This is a genomic window from Acinetobacter sp. S-1, assembly GCF_059579785.1.
In genome coordinates, this window is record NZ_CM184207.1 from 2476360 (window position 1) to 2488842 (window position 12483).

At 39.0% G+C, this 12483-nt stretch carries 11 protein-coding genes; 7 read left to right on the top strand and 4 right to left on the bottom strand.

What is annotated here, in order from left to right:
* Positions 1-26: 26 nt before the first annotated feature.
* Both AC52J8_RS11780 and qhpR read left to right on the top strand, forming a co-directional pair.
* Complete coding sequence (locus AC52J8_RS11780) at positions 27-1352, top strand: HAD family hydrolase (protein ID WP_496538788.1); 1326 nt, start codon at positions 27-29, stop codon at positions 1350-1352.
* 308 nt (positions 1353-1660) lie between these two features.
* Entirely contained in the window at positions 1661-2695 is a 1035-nt protein-coding gene (gene qhpR / locus AC52J8_RS11785) for an AraC-like transcriptional regulator QhpR (protein WP_496538918.1), read from the top strand.
* A 122-nt stretch (positions 2696-2817) separates the two neighbouring features.
* On the opposite strand, the gene AC52J8_RS11790 is transcribed toward qhpR, so the two are convergent.
* Complete coding sequence (locus AC52J8_RS11790; protein WP_032003241.1) at positions 2818-4158, bottom strand: aspartate aminotransferase family protein; 1341 nt, start codon at positions 4156-4158, stop codon at positions 2818-2820.
* Between the two features lie 403 nt (positions 4159-4561).
* Between AC52J8_RS11790 and mutS the strand changes: the two genes are divergently transcribed.
* From mutS to AC52J8_RS11815, 5 genes are all read left to right on the top strand, one after another.
* The gene (gene mutS, locus AC52J8_RS11795) at positions 4562-7201 is read left to right on the top strand and encodes a DNA mismatch repair protein MutS (RefSeq protein ID WP_086400067.1); all 2640 of its coding nucleotides are present in this window, start codon (positions 4562-4564) and stop codon (positions 7199-7201) included.
* Positions 7202-7262: 61 nt separating this feature from the next.
* A complete protein-coding gene (locus AC52J8_RS11800) occupies positions 7263-7793 on the top strand; it encodes a GNAT family N-acetyltransferase (RefSeq protein WP_086400068.1) in 531 nt (176 codons plus the stop codon).
* A gap of 344 nt (positions 7794-8137) precedes the next feature.
* Entirely contained in the window at positions 8138-8461 is a 324-nt protein-coding gene (fdxA, locus tag AC52J8_RS11805; protein ID WP_002051033.1) for a ferredoxin FdxA, read from the top strand.
* Positions 8462-8591: 130 nt separating this feature from the next.
* Complete coding sequence (locus tag AC52J8_RS11810; RefSeq protein WP_005802595.1) at positions 8592-9314, top strand: D-Ala-D-Ala carboxypeptidase family metallohydrolase; 723 nt, start codon at positions 8592-8594, stop codon at positions 9312-9314.
* Positions 9315-9451: 137 nt separating this feature from the next.
* Positions 9452-10120, top strand: coding sequence for an O-methyltransferase (locus tag AC52J8_RS11815; protein ID WP_002115787.1), 669 nt, complete (start codon positions 9452-9454; stop codon positions 10118-10120).
* 116 nt (positions 10121-10236) lie between these two features.
* Here the strand turns inward: AC52J8_RS11815 and AC52J8_RS11820 are convergent, their stop codons facing one another.
* From AC52J8_RS11820 to AC52J8_RS11830, 3 genes are all read right to left on the bottom strand, one after another.
* On the bottom strand, positions 10237-11079 hold the full coding sequence (locus tag AC52J8_RS11820; RefSeq protein WP_002115820.1) for a universal stress protein: 843 nt from the start codon (positions 11077-11079) through the stop codon (positions 10237-10239).
* A 155-nt stretch (positions 11080-11234) separates the two neighbouring features.
* The gene (locus tag AC52J8_RS11825) at positions 11235-11846 is read right to left on the bottom strand and encodes a DapH/DapD/GlmU-related protein (protein WP_086400069.1); all 612 of its coding nucleotides are present in this window, start codon (positions 11844-11846) and stop codon (positions 11235-11237) included.
* Positions 11839-12438, bottom strand: a complete 600-nt coding sequence (locus tag AC52J8_RS11830) for an IMPACT family protein (protein WP_032003907.1) — start codon at positions 12436-12438, stop codon at positions 11839-11841. The genes AC52J8_RS11825 and AC52J8_RS11830 overlap by 8 nt, the downstream gene beginning before the upstream one ends.
* Between the last annotated feature and the right edge of the window lie 45 nt (positions 12439-12483).

Genomic DNA, 12483 nt, shown 5'->3' on the forward strand with positions numbered 1-12483 from the left:
TTTTATAGAATTTAAAGGAAGGGTTTATGCAAGCTACCCATCAACTGAGCAAAGTTGCCAAAGCACTATTACTCACCAGTAGTCTGGCAAGTATGATTGCTCTAAGCGCATGTAACTACACCCCTCTACAAAGCACATCTCCCGCAATCGCTATTCCCAAAAAGGAATATATACAAAAAGGTCAATGGGACACTTTTAACTTTGACCAACTTAACCAATTGATTGCTACTTACGGAAAAGATAGCCTTAACTATAACCCTGAAAAACGCCCATATATTGTCACTGACTTTGACAATACTTCGGTATTTTTAGACATCGAAGAAGCAACGTTAATTTATCAGCTTGAACACTTAGCGTTTAATGTCACGCCAGAGCAGCTTAATCAGATTATTCGTAAAGGAATTAGCTCGCAAAATTTTGAAGCGGCCTACAATAACCAGCAAGGCCAAGCCGTCAATATTGATAAAATCGCCCCAGATATTATTGCCAGCTACTCATGGCTTTATCACCACTATAGCGGTCTAAAAGGTAAGCAAAGTCTCGATCAAATTAAACAAGATCCTCATTATCTCGATTTCATTACTAAAATGAGATATCTATATGCGGCGATTGGAGACACGTTTGATCACGAAGTTGCATATCCGTGGGTCACCTATTTATTTACTGGGCTTACCGAACAACAAGTCCGTAATTTGGTAAAAGCAACGGTGGCTTGGCAAATGCAGCAACCGATTGGACCCGTGACATGGACGTCTCCCGCAGCACTTTCGGGCCAAGCAGGCGTTGTGAAAACCACTTGGGAAAATGGTTTAAGGCCATACCGTGAAATGCAAAATCTATTTAAGGCCTTTCAGGACAATGGCATTGATGTCTATGTCTGTTCGGCATCTTTTATTGATGTGATTAAGGAAATTATTTCTAATCCAGAGATTGGCTATAACATTAATGAAAAAAATGCCTACGCGATGGAGTTAGAACGAGATGCACAAAATCGAGTTTTACCTGAGTTTCGTCATGGTTATGCGCAAACACAAGGTAAAGGCAAAACCGCAACCATCCAGCGTTTTTTAGTCTCTAAATATGGTTATGGGCCAATTTTTATCGCGGGTGACAGTGAGGGCGATCAAAATATGATGCAAGATTTTGCGGCGACTCAGAAGGTACTAATTATCAATCGATTGCGCAGTCCGAGTTCTGATATTGGAAAATTTTCTCAGCAGGCTGTGCAGAGCTACGGTCAAGCCAATACTAAGTTCTTACTACAGGGCCGCGATGCCAATACAGGTCAATTTAGACCTTCAATGGCCAGTTTAAGTTATGGTGCGCAAACGGCAAAAACTACAAAAAATTAGTATTTCACTTATTTTCTCATGCCTACAATACATGTTGTATGCATGAGAAGCCGCTTAATTTCTTGTTTTAGTTCTGCCCTTTTTGCCTATCTCTAATGCATTTTCTGCCTTCTTTTAGTTCGCTACTCAACCTTAAATACAACTCTTGATCTCTTCTTAAAGAATCAAGCCTGAAACTTAAAACAGCAACACATAAGTTATTATTTTATAAAAACTTTTAACAACACAAAATCAAGGACGTAAGCAAAAACTGGTATGGCTTTTGCTTAATATAATAATAGTTAGGAATAAATATCATGAGACTTGACATGTTACATCTTAATCCAGCTCATCTTGTCGATTCAAATATGTGTAATCAAGGTGTATTGTCTGCAGCCGCCTCTGGATTAAGCGAGTTTATTCATCAAAAAGGTGCAGATGTTGATCGTGTTTTAGGAATTAGTGGTATTAATCCTGAACTTCTCATCAGCCCAACGTTGAGCTTACAACTCCCCAATTATTGCAAAGTGCTAGAACAGGCAGCATTGGTTTCAGGCTGTGATAATTTTGGTCTGCATTATGGTCAACAGTTTCAACCGAAATCATTAGGGCTTATTGGGTACATCGGTCTTTGTTCAAACACATTAGAATCTGCACTCATGAACATGACCAATAATTTTTATTTGCATCAGAAAGATACCCTCAATCGAATGGTAGATTTAGGAGATAGCTGGCGCATAGATTATCAGGTTCAACACGGCGCGATTTTAACTCGACGCCAAGATGCCGAACTGACCATGGGCATGTTTATGAATGTGATCCGTGAAGTAATGGGTCCTCATTATTCACCACGCGCAATTCACTTTGAGCATACTCGGCCTGAATTTTGGCAAGAACACAGCAAACTATTTAACGCCCCTGTTTATTTTGATCAACCTTTTAACTCCATCATCATTTCAAAAAAAGACGTCCAGCATGCTATGCCGGGACGCGATTCTATTTTATTAACAGTGATTCTAGATACGTTGCACCTACTCAATCGCGCTTCACCAAGTCAATGTCTTGCAGATCAAGTACGCTCTCACATACAACTTGAACTCAGTGAAGGTGAACCAAACCTTGAAAAAATCGCTCATGATATTGGTTTAACTAGTTGCACCCTTACCCGCCGTTTAAAAACTGAAGGACTGACCTTCACCCATTTAGTCGATCAGGTTCGTTGTGAGTTGGCCGAACATTATATTAAGCAGAAAAATATTCCAATTTCAGAAATGGCATTCTTATTAGGTTATTCAGAAGTAAGTGCTTTATCTCGTGCATTTAAGCGCTGGTTTGGTGTTACACCACGTCAATTAAGACACTAAATCATTGCAAATACAGGCCTTGAATAAAGGCCTTCATTTTAATAGCTGAGCAAATTAGACAAGAAAATACCCTTCAAATTAGATTTAACATCCAACTTGAGGGGTATTTTTTATAGAAGGTCTTACTTTAATTTTGTTAAGGCTTGATCTAAAGCACCGACTAACCAATCGATATCTTTTGTTTGGAAAGCCAAAGGTGGACGCAGTTTCAATACGTTGCCATAAGGACCTGCAACTGAGGTTAAAACTCGATGAGTATTTCTGAGCTCTTCAATAAGGTTCAAAGCCAATGCTTTATTCGGCTCTTTAGTGGTTCTGTCTTTAACTAGTTCAAACCCTATAAACAAACCTGCGCCACGGACATCGCCAACCACCTCATGTTTATCCATAAGCTTAGTGAGTTCTTTTAGAAGTAGCCCTCCCACATATTTACTATGGGTTTGCAATTCTTCTTCCTGAATCACTTTAAGTACAGCCTGAGCGGCTGCCATAGAAACAGGATTACCACCAAAGGTATTAAAATATGGAATTTTATCACTAAAAGCAGCAAGGACTTCACTCTTGGCTAAAAGCCCTGACACTGGAACACCATTACCCATTGGTTTACCTGTGGTAATTACATCAGGAACAACGTTGTGACGGCCAAAGCCCCAGAAAGAATCGCCAGTGCGCGCGAACCCCGGTTGTACTTCATCAGCAATAAAGATTCCCCCATTGGCATGCACGACATCAACCGCTTTTTGTAAGAACCCAACAGGATTAGGCATCACACCATCAGAAGAAAATATTGAGTCCGCCAAAAAACCTGCAAACTTGATGCCTTTTGCGTTCATATCGTCAATTTGCTGTTGAATCTGCTGTGCAAACCATTCACCTAAATCATCAGTTTGAATCCGATAATAATCAGGTGCCGGAACTAGGCGAGTTGTATCATCTAAAGGTTGTTCAGTTCCAAGTGCTGGAGAACATCCTGATGTTAAACTACTGGTCCCATGATAGGCTTCTTGAGAAACAATAATTCCTGTACCACCGCTATATTCACGGGCAATACGAATCGCTAAATCATTCGCTTCCGAACCCGTACACATATACATGGCACGGTCAATTTCATCGGGAGTGGTTTGTAAGAGTTCTTCGGTATAATCCAAAATATTTTCATGTAAATAACGGGTATGGGTATTGAGCATTTTCATTTGCTCATTTACCGCTTCAATGACCGCAGGATGACAATGTCCAATACTGGCAACATTGTTGTAAACATCCAGATATTGATGACCTGCTGCATCCCATAAATATTGACCCTGACCTTTCACCAGATGCACGGGATTACGATAAAACAAGCGATAGGATTCACCTAAAATTTTATTTCTTTTATCTGTCAGTTTTCGGGTAGCATGATCCAGCTCAGCAGCATGTTCTGGACGAAAGCTATTGGTATCCATAATGGTTGAACGCGTACCCATGAATGACTCCTCTATTTATATTCAGCATACTTTTGCACAAGACAATGACTGACGTAGGCAATTCATACTCTGATTCAACATATTTCAGTATTTGATTGAAGTTACGCAAACCATATTGCTTAAGTATCTTGAAAAAAACTTGACCTCAGACCACTTAAGCCACAATTTGAAGTCAACTTATTGGTCTTATACTTCAGAGCTCCACTACTCTTTTTTTCAATAACTCAAATTTGTTACCATTACACATCTGGAGTGACTCCAATTCGCTTTATACTATGGATGCCAATTTTCAAAGTTCATCCAGTTGTGTTCTTTTCTTGAATGACATTCATTTTTAAAAGACTTGAAATTGGTTAGATGACCAAACGTAAAATATTACTGATTTTTTAAGGGTTTAATACGCATGAATAGCGCTGAAATCATGGCTGACTTATCTTCTCACACACCTATGATGCAGCAATATCTCAAAGTTAAAACGGACTATCAACATGCGTTGCTGTTCTACCGTATGGGTGACTTTTATGAACTCTTCTTTGAAGATGCTCATTTAGCAGCCAAACTTTTAGGCATTACCTTAACCCATCGTGGCAAAGCCAGTGGCCGACCTATTCCAATGGCAGGTGTTCCCTATCATTCGGCAGAAGGTTATTTGGCGCGTCTTGTTAAAGCTGGGCGCACGGTAGCTATTTGCGAACAAGTTGGAGAAGTAACAGGCAAAGGCCCTGTTGAACGTAAAGTTGTTCGTATTCTGACCCCGGGTACATTAACTGATGATGCATTACTCAGCAGTTATCAATCATCTAATCTCGTTTCATTGTGCATTCATCAAAACCAGATCGGTTTTGCTTTACTCGACTTAAGTGCAGGCATTTTTAAAGTTCAACAACAAGATTACAAGCCAGAACAATTACCTATTGAACTTGCGCGTTTAATGCCAAGTGAGATCTTGATTGATGAAGATTTGGTCGACACCAATATTATCGAACAAATTAAAAAGCATTTAGATTGCCCTGTTACTAAACGTCCAAATGTAGACTTCAACCTAAATAATGCACAAAAAACCTTATGTGACCAGTTTACGGTATCAACCCTTTCAGGTTTTGGTTTAGACCCATTACCTTTAGCCAAAGCTGCTGCCGCTGCACTTATTCACTATGCAAAAGAAACCCAAAAAACTGCATTACCGCATATTCGTTCAATCCAACTTGAACAAAGTACCGACTTTATTGCGCTCGACCCAATTACACGTCGCAACTTAGAAATTATTGAACCATTATTTGAACACGGAACATCATTATTTCAACTGATAAATGATTGCCAAACTGCAATGGGTGGCCGTCTATTAAGCCGCACACTAATGCAACCTGTACGTGATACTGCATTGCTTGATGCTCGTTTAGATGCGATTGAGCAACTCATTCAGGGATATCACGAAAACCCAGTTCGTTTAGTGCTTAAAGAAATTGGTGATATTGAACGTGTGCTTAGCCGCGTTGCGCTAGGCAGTGCGCGACCACGTGATTTGGTACAACTTCGCCATGCATGTGCACAAATTCCAGCTTTAAGAACGGCGTTAACTCCAGTCATTCAAGCGAAGAAATCTAAATTATTAGTTCAACTAGATGAAGAACTTGGAGACTTCAAAGCGCTTCATCAGCATTTAATGGCAGCTATTGTTGAAAACCCACCGGTATTACTTCGTGATGGCAATGTAATTGCAGAAGGATATGATGCTGAGCTTGATGAATTACGCCAAATTCGTGATCATGCAGGTCAATTCTTAATTGATCTAGAAATTAAAGAGCGTGAACGTACAGGGATTAATACCCTTAAAATCGGTTATAACCGTGTAAGCGGTTACTACATTGAACTCACTCGTGCTCAAGCAGAACAAGCGCCAGCCGACTATATCCGTCGTCAAACTTTAAAAAATGCTGAACGCTACATTACCCCTGAGCTTAAGAGTTTTGAAGATAAAGTCCTGTCGAGCGAGTCACGTGCGCTGTCACGTGAAAAAGCACTATTCGAAGCTTTGCTTGAAAACCTTCGCGAAAATATCGCTCACCTACAAATGATGAGTTCAGCAATTGCTCAAATTGATGTCATTGCAAACTTTGCTCATCAAGCACGTTTAAACAATTGGGCGCGCCCTGAATTTACCCCGGAAACGGGCATTAAAATTCAGGCTGGTCGTCATCCTGTCGTTGAAGCATTAAATAAAGCACCATTTACCCCAAATGATACTTTCCTTGATGCTCAGCACCGCATGGCCATTATTACCGGTCCAAACATGGGCGGTAAATCAACCTTCATGCGCCAAACGGCATTAATCAGTTTACTTGCTTATTGCGGTAGCTATGTTCCGGCTAAAGCCGTCAAACTTGGTCCAATTGACCGAATTTTTACACGTATTGGTTCAGCCGACGATTTATCTACAGGCAAATCAACCTTTATGGTCGAGATGACTGAAACTTCGCAAATTCTGCACCATGCTACAAATCAGTCGTTGGTGTTAATGGATGAGGTTGGCCGCGGAACCAGTACCTATGACGGTTTATCTTTAGCATGGGCATGTGTGGTCGATTTAACCAAGCGCGTAAAATGTTTATGTTTATTCGCGACTCATTATTTTGAGTTGACCGAACTTGGTAGTGAAGCAGGAATTGATAACTATCATGTCACGGCGCAAGAGCTGAACGGCAATCTGATTTTATTACATAAAGTTCAGCAAGGCCCTGCAAGTCAAAGTCATGGTTTACAAGTTGCAAAATTAGCGGGTATTCCTGCCAATGTTATTAAAGAAGCGCAGAAGCGTTTACGCATTTTAGAAAAACAGCAGCAGCAACATCTACAAACCAGCTTTCAAAATGATTTGTTTGCTCCACCAGATGCAAACTCTGGTTCACAAATCATAGAGAAAGTTGTCGAGATCGAAGTTTCATCCCCTGCTCTAGATTTACTTAAGCAAATTGAAGTCGATAACTTATCGCCTCGTCAGGCACTTGAACAACTCTACGAGCTGAAAGCTGCACTCAAATCTTAATAAAGCACTTCCGAATAAGCAGGCTTAGGTCTGCTTATTCATATCGGAGAATAATATTTATATGATCTTAAGATCTTTGCAAAGTTCAGAAATTGATCTTATTTGGCAGCAGATTAGCCGCCGTGAATTAATTACTCAAAACTACATACAAAAACAGCAAAAGCTAGAATTGGTTGATTGTTTTTTTGATGTACAAAATTGGGATTCATACCATCTAGAAAATGACCCACCTAAACTAAAACAGCTCTTTGAACAAGGTTCAATATTTGTAGGCGCATTTGATGCCACAGAAAAACTAGTTGGTGTAAGCGTAGTCTCAAATCAACTTATAGCGAATTACCCCCAAGCGAAATTACTCCATTATTTCTATGTCGATGCAAACCAACAAGGTCAAGGCATTGGCTTCAAGCTAATGCAAGCCGCAAAAGAGTCCGCTAAACAACTCGGTGCAAATCAACTGTATATTTCAGCAACCCCAAGTCGACGCACTGTAGACTTCTATATGAAGCATGGCGCGCAACCGTTAAGTGCTCCAGATCAACAACTTTGGCAGCTCGAACCTGAAGATATTCATTTACTATGTAAGCTTTAGCTCTAAAAATTTAAGGTTTTCTAAGCAAAAAAGCCGTAAATCAAAATTTGTAAAACAAAAAATGAAAAGTTAAGGTATTTATTAAAATAGATGCCTTGACTTAAATGACATCTAAATAATTAAATAAAATATTTTTTAAGTTATTGTTTTATAAAATATATTATTATTTTAATTTTATAGACTACGCTCTACTAAGTTTATAAGATATGTTTGATTATCAACGTATTAACTTATCTTCATATGCATGAATAAAGAATATCAATAAAAGCAATTGTTTGTTTACCCCTTTTTTGCCTAAAATAAGCTATTCGAAATGAAACCATATTTTTTAGGTAGCTGTCGCCATGACCTTTGTTGTCACTGAAAATTGTATTAAATGTAAATACCAAGATTGCGTAGAAGTTTGTCCTGTAGACTGTTTTTACGAAGGTCCGAATTTCCTAGTGATTAATCCGGATGAATGTATTGACTGTGCATTATGTGAACCAGAGTGCCCGGCAAATGCAATTTTCTCTGAAGATGAGTTACCTGAAGGTCAAGAAGTATTTATTGAATTAAATGCTGAACTTTCCCAAAAATGGCCTAACATTACTCAAATTGGCGATCAGCCAGCTGACCGTGAAGAATGGAACGGCAAACCTGATAAATTACAATATCTTGAAAAGTAATTTCAAAAAGATCAGCAATCGCTGATCTTTTTTTATACCCTATTCAAACATTTCATTGCAAATTCCTCGTAATTTGTGCACTGTTTTGCATTAAAATACCCGCAATATTTATAAGTGCTTAATTTTTCTTATGCGGAAGTTTTTGCAGAGTCTGGTGCCCTTATGCATAATCCCAGCGGTTATGGTAGGTTGTGTCAGCTCTCCCCAACACACAACAACAGGCAAAACCTCTCCAAGTGGTAAACGAATCTTTATTCCACAAGAGCGCGTTATTATCGAGCGCCCAATTCCCCCTAAAGTTGAGCCTGCATCTTATCGAAGTTGGTTAAGTTCTGGTGAAAATTACCAACGTGTTCGTGAATACGAAAAATTCTTAACCCGAAATAACGTCGCAGGCATTGTGCCAAGCTTTGAGTTATTACGTTCAGCACGTGATTGGCAAAAATGTGGCCGCTCTGAATATGCTGTACCTAATCGCGAGCTATGGGGAAATTCTTTATCTACCCTACGCGTATTTAAATATTTAGTAGCAGCAAAAGTTCTTACCGACTTTGAAGTGACCTCGGTTTACCGAGATTTACCTTTAAATGAATGTGCAGGCGGCGCAAGCTCATCTAAACATTTATTTAACTCGGCAATCGATTTCCGTATTGGTCCTGAGTTCCCACAAGCTCAAGATTATGCATTTATCGAAAATACCAAGTTTAAACTTTGTCAGTTCTGGGCTCAGCATGGTCAAAGCTTAAATATGGGTATTGGTCTATATAGTTCAGGGCAGATTCATATTGATACTCAAGGCTATCGTACTTGGGGACCTGACCTCACCCGAAACAGTTCGATGTGTAATTTCTAATAAAAAACTCCTTTCAACTGAAAGGAGTTTTTTTATTGTTCATTTCCCAATCAACCAAAATTTCTTGAACCGAAGATTTTTGCACTCTAGGCATAAATGTTTAAAATAGCCCGATCAACATATAGGTAAATTTGATTATGCAGCAGATGTGGACAGACATTGACCAATATATCGATTCACATTTAATTCCCGAAGACCCGCGACTTGAATATGCATTAAAGAATACCGACGAACACGGCTTTTCAAATCATCTTGCAGTAGCTCCTAACCAAGGAATGTTCTTGCAGATGCTTATTCAAATGAATAAATGCAAACGAGTTTTAGAAATCGGAACCTTTGCTGCATATAGTACCATCTGGTTAGGCCGTGCCCTACCTGAAGACGGTTACTTACTCACCATAGAAGGCCGTGCTACTCACGCAGAAATGGCACAGAAAAATATCGATCATGCCAATCTTCCTGTAAAAGTTGATCTTCGAGCTGGCCGTGCTGCAGATATCCTTTCTGCAATTGATCCTCAATCTATCGAGCCTTTTGATTTTATTTTCATTGATGCAGATAAACAGGGTTATCCTGAATATTTAGAATTGAGTCTGAAATTCTCAAGATCAGGTACGATTATCGTACTCGACAATGTAATTCGCGCAGGTGATATTTTAAATCCTGACAATAAAAAACCGAGTATTGAAGGCATCCGTGAAATGTTTAAAGCCTTAGAAAATCATCCGCAAATCTTGTCTTGTACAGCCTTACAAACAGTTGGCTCAAAAGGTCATGATGGCTTCGCAATTGCAATTGTGAAATAATGGTTAAAAAATCATCTTTTTTATTTTATTATTTATAATCAATTAATTACTTTTATTACTGTTGCTTTTCCATATAGTTATCCACAAGATTTGCGGATAACTATATGCAAATCTCATCATTTAGCCACAAGTAATGGTACAGTCGCATTTCGGAATATAGTTGTCGCAATACTTCCCAAGAAGAATTGATGAATTTTGCTATGACTAAATGCCCCTAACACAATAATTTGAATACCGTGTTCTTGTTGGTACTCTAAAATATTTTGTGCAACATCGCCATAACGGTAAACGGTGACTACATCTAGGCCCGCTTGTTTAAGATAATGTTCTGGTTCATTTAATATTTCTGGATGATCACCTACATACACCAAATGACATTGCAGTGTTCGCAATAAGTCACTTTGGGCAATACGGCGCATCATTTTTTGACAAGTTGGCGAATATTCATAAGCAAATATAAATCGTGTTGGCACTTTAAAGTTTTCACCAATGGTCAAAACAGTACAATTTGCACCACGAATGAAGTTTTCAACATTGCTACCGATTGGTTTATGTTTCTCGGCTGCTCTTTCCCCGACTCGACCTAAAATAACGATGTCATTTTCATGCAAGAGATTAAAACTTTGTTCTAAAAAATCACCTTTTTCTTGAATTTTTGAGCTGGTAATTCCGTGTTTTTCTTGAATAAGATCAGAAATATGGCGGAGTAAATTATTACTATAATCTAACGCGAGTTCACTTTGTTTTTGCTCTAGCTCAGCTAACTCTTTTAGCAGCATTGCATTGCTTTCAAAGCCGATTACCCCACTAATTTCACCAAGATGATAACTGGCTGGGTAATAGTCCAGAATTTGTAATAATACAAGTTCCCGTCCGGTTGCTTTAGCAACCCATGCTGCTGCATCAGCAATAGCATTAATACACGGTGATGAGTCAATACACGCAATAACACGGTTCATGTTAGCCTCTCTTCTTCAGGTCTATTGCCTTGGAGATTATTATTAAAACTTAGCTTTAACTTAACATAGATAAAAATTGGTATGTTAAGGTTTATGTATAAAAATCAACTTTTTTGTTTAAAGATCAAACATTTTATTACATTCTTAAGACTGCATTATTCTCTTAAACGAATAAATTTTGCGGGATTTCCGCCGACAATATGGTACGGCTCAACATCTTTAGTCACCATACTATTCATCCCGACTACAGCATGTTTACCGATTTTAATACCGTCTTTGATCCCCACATGTGCACCCAACCAAACATCTTGCTCAATTTCGATTCCTTTGGACGTAACTGGCTGCTGGTAAAGTGGACGGTCTAGTTGCATCCCATGGTCAAATGCATATAAATGACAATACGCGGCAATACGGACTTGGTCATGCAATTTTATGCCCGTTCGTCCCCCATCTAAAATACAATGATGGTTAATCGCGACTTCATTGCCGATTTCGAGTGGTCCATGCAATGTGCAATCAGCCGCAATAAAACTATTATCCCCAATAATAATTTTGCGGCCTGGTTCAGCAAAGATATGTGCTAGCGGTGAAATAAAACAATTTTCACCAATCTCGACAGTTTCCATATCCATTAAATAAGCTTGATATTCCTTTTGCCACTCTTCAGCCCAAGCACGGTTTTTAGGTTTTAAACTCCAATATAACCATGGCATATAGTTTAAGCGGTGCTTATGTTGCTCACGATATTTCAGTAAGGAATCAGTCATCTGTTAATTCCTCTTCAATTTTTAATTCTTCACGACCACGTGTTACGTCTCTGAGTTTTAAGGCGAGCGGTTCAATTTGATGTATCTGTAGTCTCGCTTCGATATCTACCCCTGTTGCCGTGTAGGTTTCCTGATATTCAATCTGTTGTTGATTCAGTTCATATTGAAATATCGCCCACTCATTAAAATGACAAGAAAAGTGAATCGTCTTCTTTGCAATGAGTTCAATACGTTCAGCCAATAATAAACATTGTCCAGCACAGCCACCGTATGCTCTAACAAGGCCACCCGTTCCCAGTTTTATACCGCCATACCAGCGGTTAACCATCACAATAATATTCGTCAGGTCATTCCCTTCAATAGTCGCCAAGATTGGACGGCCTGCTGTTCCTGACGGTTCACCATCATCGTTAAAGCGTACGTTATGCCCAATTTTCCAAGCCCAACATTGGTGAGTGGTCGAGATATCCTTGTTGTATTCTAAAAATTCTTTAACCTGCTGTTCATTTTCTACTGGCGCAGCGATCGCCTGAAATCTACTTTTTTTAATTTCTTCTTCAAATGTAATCTGTGATGCAATCGTAAAAGCCATAAATAAGATAAAGCACAATAAAAATCAAATTATAACGTGAATTTA